Source organism: Escherichia sp. E4736, from assembly GCF_005781225.1.
GTDB lineage: Bacteria > Pseudomonadota > Gammaproteobacteria > Enterobacterales > Enterobacteriaceae > Escherichia.
This window is the reverse complement of the sequence record NZ_VATT01000015.1, coordinates 1-23905: the sequence shown is the minus strand read 5'-3', so window position 1 is coordinate 23905 and position 23905 is coordinate 1. Positions and strand designations below refer to the sequence as shown.

25 protein-coding genes are annotated in these 23905 nt (G+C 52.1%); 16 read left to right on the top strand and 9 right to left on the bottom strand.

Going from position 1 to position 23905, the window contains the following annotated elements:
* Positions 1-15: 15 nt before the first annotated feature.
* The 12 genes from bamA to tilS all read left to right on the top strand — a co-directional run bounded on the left by bamA (position 16) and on the right by tilS (position 14064).
* Positions 16-2448 carry an outer membrane protein assembly factor BamA gene (gene bamA, locus FEK46_RS11385; protein WP_130205028.1) on the top strand — a complete coding sequence of 811 codons (2433 nt, stop codon included), beginning with the start codon at positions 16-18 and terminating at the stop codon, positions 2446-2448.
* Between the two features lie 121 nt (positions 2449-2569).
* Positions 2570-3055 (top strand): molecular chaperone Skp, encoded by a 486-nt coding sequence (skp, locus tag FEK46_RS11380; protein ID WP_000758958.1) that lies wholly within the window; start codon positions 2570-2572, stop codon positions 3053-3055.
* Between the two features lie 3 nt (positions 3056-3058).
* On the top strand, positions 3059-4084 hold the full coding sequence (gene lpxD, locus FEK46_RS11375; RefSeq protein WP_064524990.1) for a UDP-3-O-(3-hydroxymyristoyl)glucosamine N-acyltransferase: 1026 nt from the start codon (positions 3059-3061) through the stop codon (positions 4082-4084).
* 104 nt (positions 4085-4188) lie between these two features.
* Complete coding sequence (gene fabZ / locus FEK46_RS11370; RefSeq protein WP_000210739.1) at positions 4189-4644, top strand: 3-hydroxyacyl-ACP dehydratase FabZ; 456 nt, start codon at positions 4189-4191, stop codon at positions 4642-4644.
* Between the two features lie 3 nt (positions 4645-4647).
* Positions 4648-5436 carry an acyl-ACP--UDP-N-acetylglucosamine O-acyltransferase gene (lpxA, locus tag FEK46_RS11365; RefSeq protein WP_000565966.1) on the top strand — a complete coding sequence of 263 codons (789 nt, stop codon included), beginning with the start codon at positions 4648-4650 and terminating at the stop codon, positions 5434-5436.
* Entirely contained in the window at positions 5436-6584 is a 1149-nt protein-coding gene (lpxB, locus tag FEK46_RS11360) for a lipid-A-disaccharide synthase (RefSeq protein WP_130205030.1), read from the top strand. Before lpxA ends, lpxB begins: the two co-directional genes overlap by 1 nt.
* On the top strand, positions 6581-7177 hold the full coding sequence (gene rnhB, locus FEK46_RS11355; RefSeq protein WP_135560058.1) for a ribonuclease HII: 597 nt from the start codon (positions 6581-6583) through the stop codon (positions 7175-7177). The genes lpxB and rnhB overlap by 4 nt, the downstream gene beginning before the upstream one ends.
* A 36-nt stretch (positions 7178-7213) precedes the next feature.
* Complete coding sequence (dnaE, locus tag FEK46_RS11350) at positions 7214-10696, top strand: DNA polymerase III subunit alpha (RefSeq protein WP_130205034.1); 3483 nt, start codon at positions 7214-7216, stop codon at positions 10694-10696.
* A 12-nt stretch (positions 10697-10708) separates the two neighbouring features.
* On the top strand, positions 10709-11668 hold the full coding sequence (accA, locus tag FEK46_RS11345; RefSeq protein ID WP_000055746.1) for an acetyl-CoA carboxylase carboxyl transferase subunit alpha: 960 nt from the start codon (positions 10709-10711) through the stop codon (positions 11666-11668).
* Positions 11669-11892: 224 nt separating this feature from the next.
* Positions 11893-12147 (top strand): DUF4282 domain-containing protein, encoded by a 255-nt coding sequence (locus tag FEK46_RS11340; protein ID WP_130205036.1) that lies wholly within the window; start codon positions 11893-11895, stop codon positions 12145-12147.
* Positions 12148-12311: 164 nt separating this feature from the next.
* Complete coding sequence (locus FEK46_RS11335; RefSeq protein WP_130205038.1) at positions 12312-12701, top strand: VOC family protein; 390 nt, start codon at positions 12312-12314, stop codon at positions 12699-12701.
* A gap of 64 nt (positions 12702-12765) precedes the next feature.
* Positions 12766-14064 (top strand): tRNA lysidine(34) synthetase TilS, encoded by a 1299-nt coding sequence (tilS, locus tag FEK46_RS11330; protein ID WP_135560057.1) that lies wholly within the window; start codon positions 12766-12768, stop codon positions 14062-14064.
* Positions 14065-14112: 48 nt separating this feature from the next.
* On the opposite strand, the gene rof is transcribed toward tilS, so the two are convergent.
* Entirely contained in the window at positions 14113-14373 is a 261-nt protein-coding gene (gene rof / locus FEK46_RS11325; RefSeq protein WP_000062312.1) for a Rho-binding antiterminator, read from the bottom strand.
* The gene (locus tag FEK46_RS11320) at positions 14360-14560 is read right to left on the bottom strand and encodes a YaeP family protein (protein WP_000417058.1); all 201 of its coding nucleotides are present in this window, start codon (positions 14558-14560) and stop codon (positions 14360-14362) included. The genes rof and FEK46_RS11320 overlap by 14 nt, the downstream gene beginning before the upstream one ends.
* A gap of 165 nt (positions 14561-14725) precedes the next feature.
* On the opposite strand from FEK46_RS11320, the gene FEK46_RS11315 reads away from it, so the two are divergent.
* From FEK46_RS11315 to nlpE, 3 genes are read left to right on the top strand one after another with little or no spacing between them, the layout of a single operon-like run.
* Positions 14726-15271 carry a YaeQ family protein gene (locus FEK46_RS11315; RefSeq protein WP_001185282.1) on the top strand — a complete coding sequence of 182 codons (546 nt, stop codon included), beginning with the start codon at positions 14726-14728 and terminating at the stop codon, positions 15269-15271.
* The gene (arfB, locus tag FEK46_RS11310; protein WP_130205042.1) at positions 15268-15690 is read left to right on the top strand and encodes an alternative ribosome rescue aminoacyl-tRNA hydrolase ArfB; all 423 of its coding nucleotides are present in this window, start codon (positions 15268-15270) and stop codon (positions 15688-15690) included. The genes FEK46_RS11315 and arfB overlap by 4 nt, the downstream gene beginning before the upstream one ends.
* 13 nt (positions 15691-15703) lie before the next feature.
* A complete protein-coding gene (nlpE, locus tag FEK46_RS11305; protein WP_135560056.1) occupies positions 15704-16414 on the top strand; it encodes an envelope stress response activation lipoprotein NlpE in 711 nt (236 codons plus the stop codon).
* A gap of 154 nt (positions 16415-16568) precedes the next feature.
* On the opposite strand, the gene FEK46_RS11300 is transcribed toward nlpE, so the two are convergent.
* From FEK46_RS11300 to metN, 7 genes are all read right to left on the bottom strand, one after another.
* Complete coding sequence (locus FEK46_RS11300) at positions 16569-17393, bottom strand: YaeF family permuted papain-like enzyme (RefSeq protein ID WP_135560055.1); 825 nt, start codon at positions 17391-17393, stop codon at positions 16569-16571.
* A 52-nt stretch (positions 17394-17445) separates the two neighbouring features.
* Complete coding sequence (gene proS / locus FEK46_RS11295; protein ID WP_001260707.1) at positions 17446-19164, bottom strand: proline--tRNA ligase; 1719 nt, start codon at positions 19162-19164, stop codon at positions 17446-17448.
* A gap of 110 nt (positions 19165-19274) precedes the next feature.
* A complete protein-coding gene (gene tsaA, locus FEK46_RS11290; protein WP_130205048.1) occupies positions 19275-19982 on the bottom strand; it encodes a tRNA (N6-threonylcarbamoyladenosine(37)-N6)-methyltransferase TrmO in 708 nt (235 codons plus the stop codon).
* Positions 19979-20383, bottom strand: coding sequence for an Rcs stress response system protein RcsF (gene rcsF / locus FEK46_RS11285; RefSeq protein WP_001202329.1), 405 nt, complete (start codon positions 20381-20383; stop codon positions 19979-19981). The genes tsaA and rcsF overlap by 4 nt, the downstream gene beginning before the upstream one ends.
* 117 nt (positions 20384-20500) lie before the next feature.
* Positions 20501-21316, bottom strand: coding sequence for a methionine ABC transporter substrate-binding lipoprotein MetQ (gene metQ, locus FEK46_RS11280; RefSeq protein ID WP_000874224.1), 816 nt, complete (start codon positions 21314-21316; stop codon positions 20501-20503).
* Positions 21317-21355: 39 nt separating this feature from the next.
* On the bottom strand, positions 21356-22009 hold the full coding sequence (locus tag FEK46_RS11275; protein WP_135560054.1) for a methionine ABC transporter permease MetI: 654 nt from the start codon (positions 22007-22009) through the stop codon (positions 21356-21358).
* Positions 22002-23033, bottom strand: coding sequence for a methionine ABC transporter ATP-binding protein MetN (gene metN, locus FEK46_RS11270; protein WP_000593990.1), 1032 nt, complete (start codon positions 23031-23033; stop codon positions 22002-22004). The genes FEK46_RS11275 and metN overlap by 8 nt, the downstream gene beginning before the upstream one ends.
* Positions 23034-23220: 187 nt before the next feature.
* On the opposite strand from metN, the gene gmhB reads away from it, so the two are divergent.
* Positions 23221-23793 (top strand): D-glycero-beta-D-manno-heptose 1,7-bisphosphate 7-phosphatase, encoded by a 573-nt coding sequence (gmhB, locus tag FEK46_RS11265; RefSeq protein WP_130205052.1) that lies wholly within the window; start codon positions 23221-23223, stop codon positions 23791-23793.
* The last annotated feature ends 112 nt before the right edge of the window (positions 23794-23905 follow it).

Sequence of the window (23905 nt, the reverse complement as noted above, 5' to 3'; positions counted from 1 at the left end):
GAACGCATAATAACGATGGCGATGAAAAAGTTGCTCATAGCGTCGCTGCTGTTTAGCAGCGCCACCGTATACGGTGCTGAAGGGTTCGTAGTGAAAGACATTCATTTCGAAGGCCTTCAGCGTGTCGCCGTTGGTGCGGCCCTCCTCAGTATGCCGGTGCGCACAGGCGACACGGTTAATGATGAAGATATCAGTAATACCATTCGCGCTCTGTTTGCTACCGGCAACTTTGAGGATGTTCGCGTCCTTCGTGATGGTGATACCCTTCTGGTTCAGGTAAAAGAACGTCCGACCATTGCCAGCATCACTTTCTCCGGTAACAAATCGGTGAAAGATGACATGCTGAAGCAAAACCTCGAGGCTTCTGGCGTGCGAGTGGGGGAATCCCTCGATCGCACCACCATTGCCGATATCGAGAAAGGTTTGGAAGACTTCTACTACAGCGTCGGTAAATACAGCGCCAGCGTAAAAGCTGTCGTGACCCCACTGCCGCGTAACCGTGTTGACCTAAAACTGGTGTTCCAGGAAGGTGTGTCAGCTGAAATCCAGCAAATCAACATTGTTGGTAATCATGCTTTCACCACCGACGAACTGATCTCTCATTTCCAACTGCGTGACGAAGTGCCGTGGTGGAACGTGGTAGGCGATCGTAAATACCAGAAACAGAAACTGGCGGGCGACCTTGAAACCCTGCGCAGCTACTATCTGGATCGCGGTTATGCCCGTTTCAACATCGACTCTACCCAGGTCAGTCTGACTCCAGATAAAAAAGGTATCTACGTCACGGTAAACATCACCGAAGGCGATCAGTACAAACTCTCTGGCGTTGAAGTGAGCGGTAACCTTGCCGGGCACTCTGCGGAAATCGAACAGTTGACTAAGATCGAGCCGGGTGAGCTGTATAACGGCACCAAAGTGACCAAAATGGAAGATGACATTAAAAAACTTCTCGGTCGCTACGGTTATGCCTATCCGCGCGTGCAGTCGATGCCTGAAATCAACGACGCCGACAAAACCGTTAAATTACGTGTGAACGTTGATGCGGGTAACCGTTTCTACGTACGTAAGATCCGTTTTGAAGGTAACGACACCTCGAAAGATGCCGTCCTGCGCCGCGAAATGCGCCAGATGGAAGGTGCCTGGTTAGGCAGCGATCTGGTCGATCAGGGTAAAGAACGTCTGAATCGTCTGGGCTTCTTTGAAACGGTTGATACCGATACCCAACGTGTTCCGGGTAGCCCGGACCAGGTTGACGTGGTCTACAAGGTAAAAGAGCGCAACACCGGTAGCTTCAACTTTGGTATCGGTTACGGTACTGAAAGTGGTGTGAGCTTCCAGGCTGGCGTGCAGCAGGATAACTGGTTAGGTACCGGTTATGCTGTTGGTATCAACGGGACCAAAAACGATTACCAGACCTATGCTGAATTGTCGGTAACCAACCCGTACTTCACTGTAGATGGTGTAAGCCTTGGCGGTCGTGTCTTCTATAATGACTTCCAGGCAGATGACGCTGACCTGTCCGACTATACCAACAAGAGTTATGGTACAGACGTGACGTTGGGCTTCCCGATCAACGAATATAACTCGCTGCGTGCGGGTTTGGGTTATGTCCATAACTCCCTGTCCAACATGCAGCCGCAGGTTGCGATGTGGCGTTATCTCTACTCTATGGGTGAGCATCCAAACACCTCTGATCAGGATAACAGCTTCAAAACGGACGACTTCACGTTTAACTATGGTTGGACCTATAACAAGCTCGACCGTGGTTACTTCCCGACGGATGGTTCCCGTGTCAACCTGACCGGTAAAGTGACCATTCCGGGATCGGATAACGAATACTATAAAGTGACGTTAGACACGGCGACCTATGTGCCGATCGACGACGATCACAAATGGGTTGTTCTGGGTCGTACTCGTTGGGGCTACGGTGATGGTTTAGGCGGCAAAGAAATGCCGTTCTATGAAAACTTCTATGCAGGTGGTTCCAGCACCGTGCGTGGCTTCCAGTCCAATACCATCGGTCCGAAAGCGGTTTACTTCCCGCATCAGGCCAGTGATTATAATCCGGACTACGATTATGAATGTGCAACTCAGGACGGTGCAACCGACCTGTGTAAATCGGATGATGCAATCGGGGGGAACGCTATGGCGGTTGCCAGCCTGGAACTCATCACTCCGACGCCGTTCATTAGCGACAAGTATGCCAACTCGGTCCGTACCTCCTTCTTCTGGGATATGGGTACCGTTTGGGATACTAACTGGGATTCAAGTCAGTACTCTGGATATCCGGACTATAGTGATCCAAGCAATATCCGTATGTCTGCGGGTATCGCATTACAATGGATGTCCCCATTGGGGCCGTTGGTGTTCTCCTACGCCCAGCCGTTCAAAAAGTACGATGGAGACAAGGCTGAACAGTTCCAGTTTAACATTGGTAAAACCTGGTAAGTGTTCTCCACAAAGGAATGTAGTGGTAGTGTAGCGATGACTTTAGGCGATCTCGATAAGATCGCCGGGCCACGCAAAGAACTGCACCTTCCGGTGCAAATGGGATGGTAAGGAGTTTATTGTGAAAAAGTGGTTATTAGCGGCAGGTCTCGGTTTAGCACTGGCAACTTCTGCTCAGGCGGCTGACAAAATTGCAATCGTCAATATGGGCAGCCTGTTTCAGCAGGTAGCACAGAAAACCGGTGTTTCTAACACGCTGGAAAATGAGTTCAAAGGCCGTGCCAGCGAACTGCAGCGTATGGAAACTGATCTGCAAGCTAAAATGAAAAAGCTGCAGTCCATGAAAGCCGGCAGCGATCGCACTAAGCTGGAAAAAGACGTGATGGCTCAGCGCCAGACTTTTGCTCAGAAAGCGCAGGCTTTTGAGCAGGATCGTGCACGTCGTTCCAACGAAGAACGCGGTAAACTGGTTACTCGTATCCAGACTGCTGTGAAATCCGTTGCCAGCAGCCAGAGCATCGATCTGGTTGTTGACGCAAACGCCGTTGCTTACAACAGCAGCGATGTAAAAGACATCACTGCTGACGTACTGAAACAGGTTAAATAAGTAATGCCTTCAATTCGACTGGCTGATTTAGCGCAGCAGTTGGATGCAGAACTACACGGTGATGGCGATATCGTCATCACCGGCGTTGCGTCCATGCAATCTGCACAAACAGGTCACATCACGTTCATGGTTAACCCTAAATACCGTGAACATTTAGGCTTGTGCCAGGCGTCCGCGGTTGTCATGACTCAGGACGATCTCCCTTTCGCGAAAAGTGCCGCGCTGGTAGTGAAGAATCCCTACCTGACTTACGCGCGCATGGCGCAAATTTTAGATACCACGCCACAGCCCGCGCAAAACATTGCACCGAGTGCAGTGATCGACGCGACGGCGAAGCTGGGTAACAACGTATCAATTGGCGCTAACGCGGTGATTGAGTCCGGCGTTGAACTGGGCGATAACGTGGTTATCGGTGCCGGTTGCTTCGTTGGTAAAAACAGCAAAATCGGTGCAGGTTCGCGTCTTTGGGCGAACGTGACGATTTACCATGAGATCCAGATTGGTCAGAATTGCCTGATCCAATCCGGAACTGTGGTAGGCGCAGACGGATTTGGCTATGCCAACGATCGTGGTAACTGGGTGAAGATCCCGCAGATTGGTCGCGTAATTATTGGCGATCGCGTGGAGATCGGCGCATGTACCACCATCGATCGCGGTGCGCTGGACGACACCGTTATTGGCAATGGCGTGATCATTGATAACCAGTGCCAGATTGCACATAACGTCGTGATTGGCGACAATACGGCGGTTGCCGGTGGCGTCATTATGGCGGGCAGCCTGAAAATTGGTCGTTACTGCATGATCGGCGGTGCCAGCGTAATCAACGGGCATATGGAAATATGCGATAAAGTGACGGTTACGGGCATGGGTATGGTGATGCGTCCCATCACTGAACCAGGCGTCTATTCCTCAGGCATTCCGCTGCAACCCAACAAAGTCTGGCGCAAAACCGCTGCACTGGTGATGAACATTGATGACATGAGCAAGCGTCTGAAGTCGCTTGAGCGCAAGGTTAATCAACAAGACTAACGTTCCATCTTTTGTTCGCCAAACTTTACGGCCTGTCTCATTCTTACGATTGCGGCAGGCCGTGTTATTATTGTCGTTTCTTATATTTTGACAGGAAGAGTATCTTGACTACTAACACTCATACTCTGCAGATTGAAGAGATTTTAGAACTTCTGCCGCACCGTTTTCCGTTCTTACTGGTGGATCGCGTGCTGGATTTTGAAGAAGGTCGTTTTCTGCGCGCAGTAAAAAATGTCTCTGTCAATGAGCCATTCTTCCAGGGCCATTTCCCTGGAAAACCGATTTTCCCGGGTGTGCTGATTCTGGAAGCTATGGCACAGGCAACAGGTATTCTGGCGTTTAAAAGCGTAGGAAAACTGGAACCGGGTGAGCTGTACTACTTCGCCGGTATTGACGAAGCGCGCTTCAAGCGCCCGGTCGTGCCAGGCGATCAAATGATCATGGAAGTCACTTTCGAAAAAACGCGCCGCGGCCTGACCCGTTTTAAAGGGGTTGCTCTGGTCGACGGTAAAGTAGTTTGCGAAGCAACGATGATGTGTGCTCGTAGCCGGGAGGCCTGATACGTGATTGATAAATCCGCCTTTGTGCATCCAACTGCCATTGTGGAAGAGGGCGCGTCGATTGGCGCTAACGCCCACATTGGTCCTTTTTGTATCGTTGGACCCCATGTCGAAATTGGTGAGGGTACCGTACTGAAATCTCACGTTGTCGTGAATGGTCATACTAAAATTGGCCGCGACAATGAGATTTATCAGTTCGCCTCCATCGGTGAAGTTAACCAGGATCTGAAATATGCTGGCGAACCGACCCGCGTGGAAATCGGCGATCGTAACCGCATTCGCGAAAGCGTCACCATTCATCGTGGCACGGTCCAGGGCGGTGGATTGACGAAGGTGGGCAGCGACAACTTACTGATGATCAACGCGCACATTGCGCACGATTGTACGGTAGGTAACCGCTGCATTCTCGCCAACAACGCAACGCTGGCGGGTCACGTATCGGTAGACGACTTCGCGATCATCGGCGGCATGACCGCAGTCCATCAGTTCTGCATCATTGGTGCGCACGTGATGGTAGGCGGTTGCTCTGGTGTGGCGCAGGACGTCCCTCCTTATGTCATTGCGCAGGGTAACCATGCAACACCGTTCGGTGTCAATATCGAAGGGCTGAAGCGCCGCGGATTCAGCCGTGAGGCGATTACCGCTATCCGCAATGCGTATAAGCTGATTTATCGCAGCGGTAAAACGCTCGATGAAGTGAAACCGGAAATTGCTGAACTGGCGGAAACATATCCGGAAGTGAAAGCGTTTACCGATTTCTTTGCACGCTCAACGCGCGGTCTGATTCGTTAATGACTGAACAGCGTCCATTAACGATTGCCCTGGTCGCCGGAGAAACCTCCGGCGATATCCTGGGGGCCGGTTTAATCCGTGCTCTGAAAGAACGTGTGCCCAATGCCCGCTTTGTTGGTGTTGCCGGGCCACGAATGCAAGGCGAAGGTTGCGAAGCCTGGTACGAAATGGAAGAGCTGGCGGTGATGGGCATTGTTGAAGTGCTCGGGCGTCTGCGTCGCTTACTGCATATTCGTGCCGATCTGACAAAGCGTTTTGGCGAACTGAAGCCAGATGTTTTTGTCGGTATTGATGCGCCTGACTTCAATATTACCCTTGAAGGTAACCTTAAAAAGCAGGGTATCAAAACCATTCATTATGTCAGTCCGTCCGTCTGGGCGTGGCGACAGAAACGCGTTTTCAAAATAGGCAGAGCCACCGATCTGGTGCTCGCATTTCTGCCTTTCGAAAAAGCGTTTTATGACAAATATAACGTGCCGTGCCGTTTTATCGGTCACACCATGGCTGATGCCATGCCGTTAGATCCAGATAAAAACGCCGCGCGTGATGTGCTGGGGATCCCTCACGATGCCCACTGTCTGGCGCTGTTGCCGGGAAGTCGTGGCGCGGAAGTTGAGATGCTTAGCGCCGATTTCCTGAAAACTGCCCAGCTTTTGCGCCAGACGTACCCTGAGCTGGAGATCGTGGTGCCGCTGGTAAATGCCAAACGCCGTGAGCAGTTTGAACGCATCAAAGCTGAAGTCGCGCCAGACCTGTCGGTTCATATGCTGGATGGAATGGGCCGTGAGGCGATGGTCGCCAGCGATGCGGCGCTATTGGCATCGGGTACGGCTGCACTGGAGTGCATGCTGGCGAAATGCCCGATGGTGGTGGGGTATCGCATGAAGCCTTTCACCTTCTGGTTGGCGAAGCGGCTGGTGAAAACCGATTATGTCTCGCTGCCAAACCTGCTGGCGGGCAGAGAGTTAGTTAAAGAATTATTGCAGGAAGAGTGTGAGCCGCAAAAACTGGCTGAGTCGCTGTTACCGCTGTTGGCGAACGGGAAAACCAGCCACGCGATGCACGACACCTTCCGCGAGTTGCATCAGCAGATCCGCTGCAATGCCGATGAGCAGGCGGCACAAGCCGTTCTGGAGTTAGCACAATGATCGAATTTGTCTATCCGCACACGAATCTGGTTGCAGGTGTGGATGAAGTTGGGCGCGGGCCGTTGGTTGGCGCGGTCGTTACCGCTGCCGTGATCCTCGATCCGGCGCGCCCGATTGTCGGGTTGAATGATTCCAAAAAGCTAAGTGAAAAACGTCGTCTTACGCTCTGTGAAGAGATCAAAGAGAAAGCGTTAAGCTGGAGCCTGGGCCGTGCGGAACCTCATGAAATCGACGAACTGAATATTTTACACGCGACCATGCTGGCGATGCAGCGTGCCGTCGCTGGGCTGCATATTGCGCCGGAATATGTGTTGGTTGATGGTAACCGCTGCCCGAAATTACCGATGCCGTCGATGGCTGTAGTTAAAGGCGATAGCCGCGTACCGGAAATCAGTGCTGCGTCTATCCTGGCGAAAGTGACGCGCGACGCTGAAATGGCGGCGCTGGACATCGTTTATCCACAATATGGCTTTGCCCAACACAAAGGGTATCCAACCGCTTTTCATCTGGAAAAACTGGCTGAATATGGCGCGACTGAACATCATCGTCGCAGCTTTGGGCCTGTCAAACGCGCACTGGGACTTGCGTCCTGATTCTTGTGTCGAGATTAAGTAAACCGGAATCTGAAGATGTCTGAACCACGTTTCGTACACCTGCGGGTGCACAGCGACTACTCGATGATCGATGGCCTGGCCAAAACCGCGCCGCTGGTAAAAAAGGCGGCGGCGTTGGGTATGCCTGCGCTGGCGATCACCGATTTCACCAACCTTTGCGGTCTGGTGAAGTTCTACGGAGCGGGACATGGCGCAGGGATTAAGCCCATCGTCGGGGCGGATTTTAATGTCCAGTGCGACTTATTGGGTGATGAGTTAACCCACCTGACGGTGCTGGCGGCGAACAATACCGGCTATCAGAATCTGACGTTGCTGATCTCAAAAGCGTATCAGCGCGGTTACGGTGCCGCCGGACCGATCATCGATCGCGACTGGCTTATCGAATTAAACGAAGGGTTGATCCTTCTTTCCGGCGGGCGCATGGGCGACGTCGGACGCAGTCTTTTGCGTGGTAACAGCGCACTGGTGGACGAGTGTGTCGCGTTTTATGAAGAACACTTCCCGGATCGCTATTTTCTCGAACTGATTCGCACCGGCAGACCGGACGAAGAAAGCTATTTGCACGCGGCGGTGGAACTGGCGGAAGCGCGCGGTTTGCCCGTCGTGGCGACCAACGACGTGCGCTTTATCGACAGCAGCGACTTTGATGCACACGAAATCCGCGTCGCGATCCACGACGGCTTTACCCTCGACGATCCTAAACGCCCGCGTAACTATTCGCCGCAGCAATATATGCGTAGCGAAGAGGAGATGTGCGAGCTGTTTGCTGACATCCCCGAAGCCCTTGCCAACACCGTTGAGATCGCCAAACGTTGTAACGTGACTGTGCGTCTTGGTGAATACTTCCTGCCGCAGTTCCCGACCGGGGACATGAGTACTGAAGATTATCTGGTCAAGCGTGCAAAAGAGGGGCTGGAAGAGCGTCTGGCATTTTTATTCCCTGATGAAGAAGAACGTGTTAAGCGCCGCCCGGAATATGACGAGCGTCTGGAGACTGAACTTCAGGTTATCAACCAGATGGGCTTCCCGGGCTACTTCCTCATCGTTATGGAATTTATCCAGTGGTCGAAAGATAACGGCGTACCGGTAGGGCCGGGCCGTGGATCCGGTGCAGGGTCACTGGTGGCCTACGCGCTGAAAATCACCGACCTCGATCCGCTGGAATTTGACCTGCTGTTCGAACGTTTCCTTAACCCGGAACGTGTCTCCATGCCTGACTTTGACGTTGACTTCTGTATGGAGAAACGCGATCAGGTGATCGAACACGTGGCAGACATGTACGGTCGTGATGCGGTATCGCAGATCATCACCTTCGGTACGATGGCGGCGAAAGCGGTGATCCGCGACGTAGGCCGCGTGCTGGGGCATCCGTACGGCTTTGTCGACCGTATCTCGAAACTGATCCCGCCCGATCCGGGGATGACGCTGGCAAAAGCGTTTGAAGCTGAGCCACAGCTGCCGGAAATCTACGAAGCGGATGAAGAAGTTAAGGCGCTGATCGACATGGCGCGCAAACTGGAAGGGGTCACCCGTAACGCCGGTAAGCACGCCGGTGGGGTGGTTATCGCGCCGACAAAAATTACTGATTTTGCGCCACTTTATTGCGATGAAGAGGGCAAACATCCGGTCACCCAGTTTGATAAAAGCGACGTTGAATACGCCGGGTTGGTGAAGTTCGACTTCCTCGGCCTGCGTACGCTCACCATCATCAACTGGGCGCTGGAGATGATCAACAAGCGGCGAGCGAAGAATGGCGAGCCGCCGCTGGATATCGCCGCGATCCCGCTGGATGATAAGAAAAGCTTCGACATGCTGCAACGCTCGGAAACCACGGCGGTATTCCAGCTTGAATCGCGCGGCATGAAGGACCTGATCAAGCGTCTGCAACCTGACTGCTTCGAAGATATGATCGCACTGGTGGCACTGTTCCGCCCCGGCCCGTTGCAATCAGGGATGGTGGATAACTTTATCGACCGTAAACATGGTCGCGAAGAGATTTCCTACCCGGACGTGCAGTGGCAGCATGAAAGCCTGAAACCGGTACTGGAGCCAACCTACGGCATCATCCTGTATCAGGAACAGGTCATGCAGATTGCCCAGGTGCTCTCTGGTTATACCCTCGGTGGCGCGGATATGCTGCGTCGTGCGATGGGTAAGAAAAAGCCGGAAGAGATGGCTAAGCAGCGTTCTGTATTTGCTGAAGGTGCAGAAAAGAACGGGATCAACGCCGAACTGGCGATGAAAATCTTCGATCTGGTGGAGAAATTCGCCGGTTACGGATTTAACAAATCGCACTCTGCGGCCTATGCTTTGGTGTCATATCAAACGTTATGGCTGAAAGCGCACTATCCGGCGGAGTTTATGGCGGCGGTAATGACCGCCGATATGGACAATACCGAGAAGGTGGTGGGCCTGGTGGATGAGTGCTGGCGGATGGGGCTGAAAATCCTGCCACCAGATATAAACTCCGGTCTTTACCATTTCCACGTCAACGACGACGGCGAAATCGTGTATGGTATTGGCGCGATCAAAGGGGTAGGTGAAGGTCCGATTGAGGCCATCATCGAAGCCCGAAATAAAGGCGGCTATTTCCGCGAACTGTTTGATCTCTGCGCTCGTACCGACACCAAAAAGTTAAACCGGCGAGTGCTGGAAAAACTGATCATGTCCGGGGCGTTTGACCGTCTGGGTCCACACCGCGCGGCGCTGATGAACTCGCTGGGCGATGCGTTAAAAGCGGCAGATCAACACGCGAAAGCGGAAGCCATCGGTCAGGCCGATATGTTCGGCGTGCTGGCCGAAGAGCCGGAACAAATTGAACAATCCTACGCCAGCTGCCAGCCTTGGCCGGAGCAGGTGGTATTAGATGGGGAACGTGAAACGTTAGGTCTGTACCTGACGGGACATCCTATCAATCAGTATTTAAAAGAGATTGAGCGTTATGTCGGAGGCGTAAGGCTGAAAGACATGCACCCGACAGAACGTGGTAAAGTCACCACGGCTGCGGGGCTCGTTGTTGCCGCGCGGGTTATGGTCACCAAGCGCGGCAATCGTATCGGTATCTGCACGCTGGATGACCGTTCCGGGCGCCTGGAAGTGATGTTGTTTACAGACGCCCTGGATAAATACCAGCAATTGCTGGAAAAAGACCGCATACTTATCGTCAGCGGACAGGTCAGCTTTGATGACTTCAGCGGTGGGCTTAAAATGACCGCTCGCGAAGTGATGGATATTGACGAAGCCCGGGAAAAATATGCTCGCGGGCTTGCTATCTCGCTGACGGACAGGCAAATTGATGACCAGCTTTTAAACCGACTCCGTCAGTCTCTGGAACCCCACCGCTCTGGGACAATTCCAGTACATCTCTACTATCAGAGGGCGGATGCACGCGCGCGGTTGCGTTTTGGCGCGACGTGGCGTGTCTCTCCGAGCGATCGTTTGTTAAACGATCTCCGTGGCCTCATTGGTTCGGAGCAGGTGGAACTGGAGTTTGACTAATACAGGAATACTATGAGTCTGAATTTCCTTGATTTTGAACAGCCGATTGCAGAGCTGGAAGCGAAAATCGATTCTCTGACTGCGGTTAGCCGTCAGGACGAGAAACTGGATATTAACATCGATGAAGAAGTGCATCGTCTGCGTGAAAAAAGCGTAGAACTGACACGTAAAATCTTCGCCGATCTCGGCGCATGGCAGATTGCCCAACTGGCACGCCATCCACAGCGCCCTTATACCCTGGATTACGTTCGCCTGGCATTTGATGAATTTGACGAACTGGCTGGTGATCGTGCGTATGCAGATGACAAAGCTATCGTCGGTGGTATCGCACGTCTTGACGGTCGTCCGGTGATGATCATTGGCCATCAGAAAGGTCGTGAAACCAAAGAAAAAATTCGCCGTAACTTTGGTATGCCAGCACCAGAAGGTTACCGCAAAGCTCTGCGTCTGATGCAAATGGCTGAACGCTTTAAGATGCCAATCATCACCTTTATCGACACTCCTGGAGCTTATCCGGGCGTGGGCGCAGAAGAACGCGGTCAGTCTGAAGCCATCGCGCGCAACCTGCGTGAAATGTCTCGCCTTAGTGTACCGACTATTTGTACCGTTATCGGTGAAGGTGGTTCTGGCGGCGCGCTGGCGATTGGCGTGGGCGATAAAGTGAATATGCTGCAATACAGCACCTATTCCGTTATCTCGCCGGAAGGTTGTGCGTCCATTCTGTGGAAGAGCGCCGACAAAGCGCCGCTGGCGGCTGAAGCGATGGGTATCATCGCTCCGCGCCTGAAAGAACTGAAACTGATCGACTCCATCATCCCGGAACCGCTGGGTGGCGCTCACCGTAACCCGGAAGCGATGGCGGCGTCTTTGAAAGCGCAACTGCTGGCGGATCTGGCCGATCTCGACGTGTTAAGCACTGAAGATTTAAAAAATCGTCGTTATCAGCGCCTGATGAGCTACGGTTACGCGTAATTCGCAAAAGTTCTGAAAAAGGGTCACTTCGGTGGCCTTTTTTTCTATGTAGTTTATTTAGTCATATTATAAATTACATTTAGATAATCTTACTTTCGTTTTCTCCTGCCATAAAATTCTTGAACTCCTGTTGATAACTCCGATTTCGGAGGCATATACCAATATACACAGTGGTCAAAAATAATATAAATTTATCAATCTCATAGAATTTTTAAGGATAAAATATGAAAGCAATTTTAGGATTTGATCATCTTCTTATGCCGCGTGTTCTGGTGTTTTTTTACTGGCTGGCTATGGTGCTGACACTGATAGGCGGCGTCTTCTCCATATTTAGCGGAAACATTATTTTAGGGTTAGCTTATACCGTCATTGGTCTTATAAGCTGTCGTATGACTTTCGAATTAATTATGATAGCGTTTAAGAATAACGAATATTTGCGCCGCATTGCCGAGAGTGTTAGCAAGAATAGCGCAGAGTAATCTCCCGCAAAGCGCTTCACCAAACCGCATCTCAACCGCTATTACAGGCGTTTGAGATGTTGTTTTAAAGTCAGTGTAAATGTCTGATTCATCTTTCCTGTAATTTGTGCGTATTATCAATATATAGCGATGCACGTGCGTATCATATCAATGCAGGAGATTCTATGTTGGGGTTAAAACAGGTTCACCATATTGCGATTATTGCGACGGATTATGCGGTGAGCAAAGCTTTTTACTGCGACATTCTCGGCTTCACGTTGCAAAGCGAAGTCTATCGTGAAGCGCGAGATTCGTGGAAAGGGGATTTGGCACTTAACGGGCAGTACGTGATTGAGCTTTTCTCATTTCCGTTTCCGCCGCAACGACCCAGTCGACCGGAAGCCTGCGGCCTGCGCCATCTGGCTTTTAGCGTTGATGATATCGATACGGCAGTGGCGCACCTGGAAAGCAATAACGTGAAATGTGAAGCGATACGTGTCGATCCATACACGCAAAAACGCTTCACGTTCTTTAACGACCCTGACGGACTGCCGCTGGAACTGTATGAGCAGTAAGGCTTGTCATTACTGCATTTGCCCGGTAACGTGCCGGGCATCGCTACTGTAAAATCGCGCTATCATGACACTCACACTGAATACACAATTTCTCACCTCACGCCAGATTCTGGCGGCCTTTAGCGGCGGGCTTGACTCTACCGTTCTGCTGCATCAACTGGTGCAGTGGCGGGCGGAAAATCCGGGCGTCGCTTTGCGCGCTATCCATGTGCATCATGGGTTAAGTGCCAATGCTGATGCCTGGGTTACGCATTGCGAAAACATCTGCCAGCAGTGGCAGGTGCCGCTGGTGGTCGAGCGTGTGCAGCTTGCGCAAGAGGGGTTAGGCATTGAGGCCCAGGCGCGGCAGGCGCGTTATCAGGCATTTGCCCGCACCTTGTTACCTGGCGAAGTGCTGGTCACAGCGCAACATCTTGACGATCAATGTGAAACCTTTCTGCTGGCGCTAAAACGCGGAAGCGGCCCCGCCGGGCTTTCGGCTATGGGGGAAGTCTCGGAGTTTGCCGGAACGCGGCTTATCCGTCCGTTGCTCGCCCGTACGCGGGGAGAACTGGCGCAGTGGGCATTGGCGCATGGTTTACGCTGGATTGAAGACGAAAGTAATCAGGACGATTCCTACGATCGTAACTTCCTGCGCCTGCGCGTGGTGCCGTTATTGCAGCAGCGTTGGCCACATTTTGCCGAAGCGACGGCCCGAAGTGCCGCACTTTGCGCCGAACAAGAGAGCCTGCTGGATGAACTGCTGGCGGATGATTTAGCGCACTGCCAAACGCCGCAAAGGACGCTGCAGATTGCGCCAATGCTGGCGATGAGTGATGCCCGTCGCGCCGCGATTATCCGCCGCTGGCTGGCAGGGCTGAATGCCCCAATGCCTTCCCGCGACGCGCTGGGGCGGATCTGGCAGGAAGTGGCGCTGGCGCGGGAAGATGCTTCCCCCTGTTTACGTTTTGGCGCGTTTGAAATCCGCCGCTATCAGTCGCAATTGTGGTGGATTAAATCCATCGCCGGGCAAAGCGAAACCATTGTGCCGTGGCAGACGTGGCTACAACCGCTGGAATTACCGGCGGGGCTAGGCTGCGTGCAGCTTACTGCGGGCGGGGAAATTCGCCCTCCACGTGCAGACGAAGCGGTCAGCGTGCGTTTTAAAGCGCCAGGATTGCTGCATATTGTCGGGCGCAACGGCGGACGTAAGCTGAAGAAAATCTGGCAAGAGCTGGGCGTGCCGCCGTGGCTACGTGACACCACGCCACTGCTGTTTTATGGCGAAACGCTGATTGCGGCGGCAGGGGTATTTGTGACGCAAGAAGGTGTGGCTGAAGGTGAGAAGGGCGTAAGTTTTATCTGGCAGAAAACACTTAGTTAAGTGAAAGCCGGATAAGACGCTTCAAACGTCGCATCCGGCGAAAGTCAATCAGGACTCGCTCACCACCACCGTACCGATTTCCGGGTGGCTAAAGCTGGTAATTTTATCCAGACGTAGCTCGCGGGTTTCGCCAGCGGCCTCGACGACCAGATACTCCACATTTTTGCGGGAGACTAAATCGCTGGCCTTCGCCTGCAATTTTTCGCCATCTTTCAGCTCAAGTGTCAGCATTAAATGATGCTGGCAGGCGAGCTCAAGATTATCGTAATCATCACAATTGATTGGTTGATACGTATCATTCATTGACATAATCGCTCACCAGTAAGTTTGCCGCAGCGTATGCTGCTTTTTCCCTGACAGCCTCAGAAAGGGCGTCGTCGGCAGCCATTTCATTCAGCACTTTCAAAACGCAGCCCAGCGCGTCCGGAACGTATCCTAAGTCTCCGCTGGCGATTTCCGCGTACCGCTTGCGTATTAACTCACAATATTTTTCCACATGCCCTCCTGTCAGCACTCTGACTTAACCGTGGATGCAAGTCTAAGCCTACGAAGATAAACTCTGTTTCGCAAGGTGACTATACCACACTCATTTCTGCAATATCAGCGCCGCAACTGCACGTATTCCGTTACAATGGCCTCCTGATTCGAAAGGAGTTTTCTTATGGCGCTTAAAGCGACAATTTATAAAGCGACGGTTAATGTGGCCGATCTCGACCGCAACCAGTTTCTCGATGCCTCTCTGACGCTGGCGCGCCATCCTTCAGAAACCCAGGAGCGCATGATGCTGCGCCTGCTGGCGTGGCTGAAATATGCTGATGAACGTCTGCAATTTACCCGAGGTTTGTGTGCCGATGATGAGCCGGAAGCGTGGCTGCGTAACGATCACCTGGGCATTGATTTGTGGATTGAACTGGGGCTGCCGGATGAGCGACGGATTAAGAAAGCCTGCACCCAGGCCGCAGAAGTGGCGCTGTTTGCCTATAATAGTCGGGCGGCGCAAATCTGGTGGCAGCAAAATCAGAGCAAATGTGCGCAGTTTGCCAATCTTTCCGTCTGGTATCTGGACGACGAGCAGCTGGCGAAAGTGAGTGCCTTTGCCGATCGTACCATGACGCTGCAGGCAACGATTCAGGATGGCGTGATCTGGTTATCGGATGATAAGAATAATCTGGAAGTGAACTTAACCGCCTGGCAACAACCTTCATGATTGTGATTTCCCGACATGTTGCTATCCCCGATGACGAGCTTGAGATCACTGCTATTCGTGCACAGGGCGCGGGTGGGCAGCATGTCAATAAGACCTCAACGGCCATTCATCTGCGTTTTGACATTCGGGCGTCCAGCCTGCCAGAGTATTACAAAGAGCGCCTGCTCGCCGCCAGCCATCATTTAATCAGCAGCGATGGCGTGATTGTCATTAAGGCGCAGGAATACCGTAGTCAGGAGCTCAACCGCGAAGCGGCGCTGGCCCGGTTGGTGGCAGTGATTAAAGAATTAACAACAGAACAAAAAGCCCGACGACCCACGCGGCCCACCCGCGCATCAAAAGAGCGCAGGCTGGCATCGAAGGCACAAAAATCAAGCGTGAAGGCGATGCGCGGCAAAGTGCGCAGCGGTCGGGAGTAAAAAGAAGGAATGGATGGTGAGAAAAGCGATAGTGACAGCGATGGCTGTAATCAGCCTCTTTACTCTGATGGGATGTAACAATCGGGCCGAAGTCGATACGCTTTCTCCGGCGCAGGCTGCCGAACTGAAACCGATGCCGCAAAGTTGGCGCGGCGTGCTGCCGTGTGCCGATTGCGAAGGGATCGAAACCTCTCTGTTCCTCGAAAAAGATGGAACCTGGGTGATGAACGAACGCTATCTTGGCGCTCGTGAAGAGCCTTCATCCTTTGCCTCCTACGGTACATGGGCGCGAACTGCCGACAAGCTGGTATTAACCGACAGCAAAGGTGAAAAGTCATATTATCGAGCGAAAGGGGATGCACTGGAGATGCTCGATCGTGAAGGTAATCCCATTGAATCGCAGTTCAACTACACGCTGGAACCGGCAAAATCGAGCATGCCAATGACGCCGATGACCCTGCGTGGCATGTATTTCTATATGGCAGACGCAGCAACTTTTACTGATTGTGCGACCGGAAAACGATTCGTGGTGGCAAATAACGCAGAGCTGGAACGTGGCTATCTGGCGGCTCGCGGCAGCAGTGAAAAACCGGTGTTACTGTCAGTTGAAGGTCACTTTACGCTTGAGGCAAACCCTGATACCGGTGCGCCGACCAAAGTATTAGCGCCCGATACGGCGGGTAAATTTTACCCGAACAAGGATTGCGGCAGTTTGGGGCTGTAACCCGTCTTGAGACAGAAACAAACGAAAAAATGCCTGATGCGCTGCGCTTATCAGGCCTACAGCATATAATTCAATATTTTGAATTGGCACGATTTGTTGGCCGGATAAGGCGTTCACGCCGCATCCGGCATTTTGCACACGAGGCTGGCTTTTATCACTTGGTCAGCCCAACAAAGCGACCCGCCTTGATATAAATCCCAGGCTTCAGGTGCCCAACATACTGTAACTGCGTTTCTGGCTTAAACGCAGAGACATCACCAGTACGCATATGCATCAGATCGGCAGGGCTAATCCAACCTGACTGCGCCAGCGTAAGCGGATGCCCGGATTTGGCAAATGCATCAGTGACAAATTCCGAACAAAACCACGACTTTTTGCCTCCTTCGCCCACACTGCTTAACTGTGCTTTTGCCAGGCCGCTGACGCACTGTTGGCGAAAATCCTCGGAAAAAGGATTTAGTGAGCACATCTGGCGGGTCACCATAAATGGAATGAACTCGACAATGCCGCGATAGTTATACCCGCTATCTTTGATTTTATTGGCGAACGCGGTGATTTCTGTAGCTTGTTGCGGGGTAAGGTCCGGGACTCGTAAAACGAAAAGCTTATCACTGTGCTTCATCGCTTTTTTAAGGGAAACAATCTGGACGCCAGCGCCTGTCGCTTCTGCAACGTTATTATCACCCAGATAGATTGCAACGTGACTCACAGAGGAAGTGCTGAAAACGCGGATCCCAAATGAGGTTACCCCCAGGCTTGAGGAGAAAAGCAAATCGCCGGGTTTGAGATCTGGTTCCGTTATTTCTTTTATTGATTGTTCGGTGAAAGAGCTTTGATGCTGGAATTTAACTGCCCATGTTTTTGCCTCGGCATCCACCGCTGTGGCTGATGAACCCGGCTGGCTGATATCAACGGTACAGGCTGAAAGCAAAATAAAGCAGGGGAGAAGCAGGCGGTAGTGCGCCTTTGGTTTATCCATTTTATACAATCCATGTAAAAAAGGGTCCTGAAATTCAGGACCCTTTCTGGCATCAGCCTTTAATCTGTTTCACCAGATAATCGACGATGTCACCAGTCTTAATTAACTGTTTCTCGCCGTTACGACGATATTTATATTCGATATCGTCGTTGTCGAGGTTACGGTCGCCCAGCACAATAGTGTGCGGAATACCGATCAGTTCCATATCAGCAAACATCACGCCTGGACGCTCTTTGCGGTCATCCAGCAGCACTTCGATACCTTGTGCACGCAGTTCGCTGTACAGTTTCTCAGCAAGTTCTTGTACGCGGAAGGATTTGTGCATGTTCATCGGCAGAATCGCCACCTGGAACGGCGCGATAGCGTCAGGCCATACGATGCCGCGTTCGTCGTAGTTCTGCTCAATCGCCGCAGCTACCACACGCGTTACCCCGATACCGTAGCAACCCATCGTCAGGATTTGGTTACGGCCATCTTCACCCTGTACGGAGGCTTTCAGTGCTTCGGAGTACTTAGTACCCAGCTGGAAGATGTGACCGACTTCGATACCACGTTTGATCAGCAGCGTACCCTGACCATCCGGGCTTGGATCGCCAGCCACCACGTTGCGGATATCCGCAATTTCCGGGGTAGCGACATCGCGATCCCAGTTGATACCGAAGTAGTGTTTACCATCGATGTTAGCACCAGCAGCGAAATCACTCATCGCCGCAACGGTACGGTCAATCACTACCGGAATCGGCATGTTTACCGGACCCAGTGAACCCGGGCCGGCTTTAACCACGGCACGAATTTCTTCTTCAGTCGCAAAAGTCAGCGGGCTGGCAACCTGCGGCAGTTTTTCTGCTTTAACTTCGTTCAGTTCGTGGTCACCGCGCACCAGCAGCGCAACCAGCGGGAAGCTACTGCCTTCAACCGCTTTAACCAGCAGAGTCTTAACCGTTTTCTCAATCGGCAGATTGAACTGTTCAACCAGTTCCGCGATGGTTTTCGCGTTCGGCGTATCAACCAGCGTCATCTCCTGGGTAGCAGCAGCGCGCGGTTCTTTCGGCGCGATAGCTTCTGCCAGTTCAATGTTCGCTGCATAGTCAGAGGTGTCGGAGAAGACCACATCGTCTTCACCGCTCTGCGCCAGCACCTGGAATTCGTGAGAGGCGCTGCCGCCGATAGAACCGGTGTCGGCCTGTACGGCGCGGAAATCCAGCCCCATGCGGCTGAAGATTTTGCTGTAGGCCGCATACATTGCATCGTAGGTTTCCTGTAGGGATTCCTGAGAAGTATGGAAAGAGTAAGCATCTTTCATCAGGAATTCGCGGGAACGCATGACGCCGAAACGCGGACGCACTTCATCGCGGAACTTGGTCTGGATCTGATAGAAGTTCAGCGGCAGCTGTTTGTAAGAGCTAAGCTCGTTACGAATCAGGTCAGTGATAACTTCTTCATGAGTTGGGCCGAGTACGAACGGACGCTCGCCACGGTCAACAAAACGCAGCAGTTCCGGACCGTACTGTTCCCAACGACCACTCTCTTGCCACAAATCGGCTGGCTGAACCACCGGCATCGACACCTCGATCGCACCGGCGTTGTTCATCTCTTCACGCACGATGTTTTCGACTTTTTTCAGAACGCGCACGCCGGTCGGCAGCCAGGTATATAACCCGGAGGCCAGCTTGCGGATCATCCCGGCGCGCAGCATCAGCTGATGGCTGATCACCTCGGCGTCGGCTGGTGTCTCCTTGAGAGTGGAGAGCAGGTATTGGCTAGTACGCATGTTGTTACGGTTCCAGTTGGAAGGTAGAACAGGCTCAAGGCGAGCCTGGGACAAAAAAAGTGATTTAGTTTACCAGTGCAAAAGAAATGTCAAAAGAGAAGGGCGTGAATTTAACGCGGTTCCAGCGCAAAGACTTCAAAACCTGCGTCGGTGACGCGCCAGCGAACGTTAAAATCATGCAGCCAGACGGCATAGGTTTTGCCCGTTTCCTCACCTTTACGATAGGCCGGGCGCGGGTCCTGCGCCAGTACTTCGCGGATAAACAGCGTTAACTGCGGATAACGCTTCTCCAGTGTCAAAAGCTGCTTTTCGACCTCTGCGGTAAAGCTCACCGCCATTTCTGCCGCTGGCGCATTTTGCGCATAGCTGGCGCTGGCATCGGGAAGCGATTCGGCAAAGGGGAGATACGGTTTGATATCCACCACTGGCGTCCCATCGACCAGATCCAGACTGCCAAGCTTCAGAATCACGCTGTCTTTATGGCAAACAACCTCTTTCAGCTCTACCAGCGACATACCAATCGGATTAGGACGGAAAGTAGAGCGTGTGGCGAAAACGCCCATTCTGGCATTACCACCAAGACGAGGCGGACGCACAGTTGGGCGCCAGCCGCCTTCCATCGTTTGATGAAAGACGAAAAGGATCCATAAATGGCTGAACGCTTCCAGGCCGCGCACGGCGTCGGCCTGGTTGTAGGGAGCAATGAGATGCAGTTCGCCGTTGGCGCTTTTTACCAGACCTGGCTGGCGCGGAACGGCGAATTTTTCTTTATAGGGCGAGCGAATAACGCCTATTTGCTCGAACTGGAAACTGCTCATTTCGCCGTAATGTTAAGCGCAGAACCGATACATACAGCCTGACGATAGCAGCCTGGCGTACCGCTGGTGACTTCGCAGCTATGCAGTAATACCGCATTGGCTTTCATTTTAGAGGCGTTGATTTGCATCCGCTTACGCGCGGTTGGAATGCTTGGCGGAGAGTCCTGATTAGAGGCCTGGCAAGAGTCGCCACTGACTTCACCGAGATCGCGGAACGGTTTGCCGACTAATTCTTCTGCATTGGTATAAATTCGGACCGGTGTGGCGCGCGGCGCTTTCGGTTTTGCTGGCTCCGCTTTCGGCTGGGGTGCAGTGCTTTGAACGGGTTCGACAGGGGATCTGCTTAACATGGAACAGCCGCTTAGCATGAGTGCTACTAAACAGATCGGTAAAGCACGCATAGTATTTCCTCAATGTATGATCAAAACGTCAATATTGAATCAGGAGCTTGTAAAAATGACAAGACGGGCAAGCGCCCGTCCTGAATGATATTACAAATTGTGGAAACAGCCTAAAAATTACCAGCCTTTAACAGCGCCGCCGTTAAACACTTTGTTTGCTGCTTCGTAAACTTCGTCAGACTGATAGGCCTGGACGAATTTCTTCACGTTCTCTGCGTCTTTGTTATCTTCACGCGTCACGATCAGGTTTACGTACGGGGAGTCTTTATCTTCGACAAAGATACCGTCTTTCGCTGGAGTCAGGCCAATCTGGCTGGCATAGGTGGTATTGATAACTGCCAGAGCGATTTGCGCGTCGTCCAGAGAGCGAGGCAGCTGCGGTGCTTCCAGCTCAACAATTTTCAGATTTTTGGGGTTCTCAACAACATCAAGAACGGTCGGCAGCAGGCCAACGCCATCTTTCAGTTTGATCAAGCCCACTTTTTGCAGCAGCAGCAGTGAACGACCAAGGTTAGTTGGGTCGTTTGGCACGGCAACCTGCGAACCATCCTGCAGTTCATCCAGTGATTTGATTTTCTTGGAGTAACCAGCAATCGGATAAACAAAAGTGTTGCCTACTGCGACCAGTTTGTAGCCACGATCTTTCAGTTGCTGATCAAGATACGGTTTGTGCTGGAAGGCGTTGGCGTCGATATCGCCTTTGCTCAATGCTTCGTTTGGCAGAACATAGTCGTTGAAGGTTACCAGCTCAACGTCCAGGCCATATTTGTCTTTCGCAACTTTCTGCGCGACTTCTGCAACCTGTTGTTCGGCACCAACAATCACGCCGACTTTAATGTGGTTTGGATCTTTTTCATCCTGACCGCAGCCTACCAGTGCCAGTGATCCAATCAGGGCTCCCACTGCCGCAAAGGTTTTGAATTTGAACGCCATACCTTATTCCTTCTTCAATTATTTATGTTGTGTTGAACGTTACTTGCGAGTGACAGCCCGGACGATGCGGTCGCCTGCGAACTGAATTAAATAAACCAGAATGACCAGCAATACCAGTACCGTGTTCATGACAGTCGCGTTATAGCCGATGTAACCATATTGATAGCCAATCTGACCCAACCCACCGGCACCGACTGCACCACCCATCGCGGAATAACCGACCAGGGTAATCAGGGTAATAGTTGCCGCATTTACCAGACCTGGCAACGCTTCCGGTAACAGCACTTTGCGCACGATCTGCATTGGCGTGGCACCCATTGCGCGGGAAGCTTCAATTAATCCGGTTGGGATCTCCAGCAGGGCGTTCTCGACCATACGGGCAATAAACGGTGCTGCACCAACGGTTAACGGAACAATCGCTGCCTGCAAACCAATCGATGTACCGACAATAACGCGGGTAAATGGAATCATCCATACCAGCAAGATAATGAACGGGATGGAACGGAAAATGTTCACAATCGCAGAAACGGTACGATACAGTTTCGCGTTAGCAATAATTTGCCCCGGACGCGTGACATAAAGCAGAACGCCAACCGGCAGACCAATCACAAACCCAAAAAAACCGGATACGAAGGTCATTGCCAGCGTTTCCCATACGCCACGAACCATCAGCCACATCATCGGCTCAGACATAACCCAGTACCTCTACTTTTACATGGTGTTCCTGCAGCCAGGCAATGGCGGCTTGCGTATCTTGTTGTGTGCCGTGCATTTCAGTCAGCATGATGCCGAACTTAACGCCACCGGCGTAATCCATCTGCGCGCTAATAATGTTGTTATTAACGTTGAAACGACGCGCGGTTTCGGAGAGCAGTGGGGCATCGACCGACTGACCGGTAAACTCCAGACGCAGCATAGGCACGCAGTCAGTGAACGGCTCCGCTTGCAGACGTTCCTGGTAATCTTCCGGGATATCCAGATGCAGAGTCGACTGAATAAATTTTTGCGCCAGCGGCGTTTTCGGATGCGAGAACACTTCACTTACCTTGTCCTGCTCGATCAGTTCGCCATTGCTGATGACCGCCACGCAATCACAAATGCGCTTCACAACGTCCATTTCGTGGGTGATCAACAGAATCGTCAAACCCAGACGGCGGTTGATATCTTTCAGCAGTTCGAGAATAGAACGTGTCGTTGCCGGGTCCAGCGCGCTGGTGGCTTCATCACACAGCAATACTTTGGGATTGCTGGCTAATGCACGGGCAATCGCCACACGCTGTTTCTGCCCACCGGAAAGGTTCGACGGATAGCTATCATGCTTATCACCAAGACCAACCAATGACAGCAATTCCGTCACGCGACGTTTGATCTCGTCTTTCGGCGTATTGTCCAGCTCCAGCGGCAGAGCCACGTTGCCAAAAACAGTACGCGAAGAGAGCAGGTTAAAATGCTGGAAAATCATACCAATCTGGCGGCGAGCTTTAGTCAACTCAGATTCTGACAGCGTGGTCAGCTCCTGGCCATCGACCAGCACGCTACCCTCGGTTGGGCGCTCCAGCAGGTTTACACAACGTATAAGCGTACTCTTACCCGCGCCTGAGGCACCGATAACGCCATAAATTTGTCCAGCTGGCACATGCAGGCTGACGTTGTTCAACGCCTGGATGGTGCGGGTGCCCTGGTGGAACACTTTGGTGATATTCGAAAGTTTTATCATTGATTATTTATTATCGTCATTAAGTTAGTCGTGGCATTTCGAATGCCTGGAACGGGCAACGCCGTCAATGAAATGGATGTTAAGGCATCCAGACGTCTAAATCAATCAGGTTTATGCGAAGAGCACTTTCTTGCTGGTCGAAACATGCGATACTAGCGTCACATGCCTTATTAAGGAGCTATAAAAGGTGGCGAAGAGCGTACCCGCAATTTTTCTTGACCGTGATGGCACCATTAATGTCGATCACGGCTATGTCCATGAGATCGACAACTTTGAATTTATCGACGGTGTTATTGACGCCATGCGCGAGCTAAAAAAAATGGGCTTCGCGCTGGTGGTAGTAACCAACCAGTCTGGCATTGCTCGCGGTAAATTTACTGAAGCACAGTTTGAAACGCTGACCGAGTGGATGGACTGGTCGCTGGCGGACCGCGATGTTGATCTGGATGGCATCTATTATTGCCCGCATCATCCGCAGGGTAGTGTTGAAGAGTTTCGCCAGGTCTGCGACTGCCGCAAACCACATCCGGGGATGCTTTTGTCGGCACGCGATTATTTGCATATTGATATGGCCGCTTCTTATATGGTGGGCGATAAATTAGAAGATATGCAGGCAGCGGCTGCGGCGAACGTGGGAACAAAAGTGCTGGTGCGTACGGGTAAACCTATTACCCCTGAAGCAGAAACGGCGGCGGATTGGGTGTTAAATAGCCTGGCAGACCTGCCGCAAGCGATAAAAAAGCAGCAAAAATCGGTGTAATGACTAAAAGATGAGCGGTTGAAATAAAAATGCATTTTTCCGCTTGTCTTCCTGAGCTGACTCCCTATAATGCGCCTCCATCGACACGGCAGATGTGAATCACTTCACACAA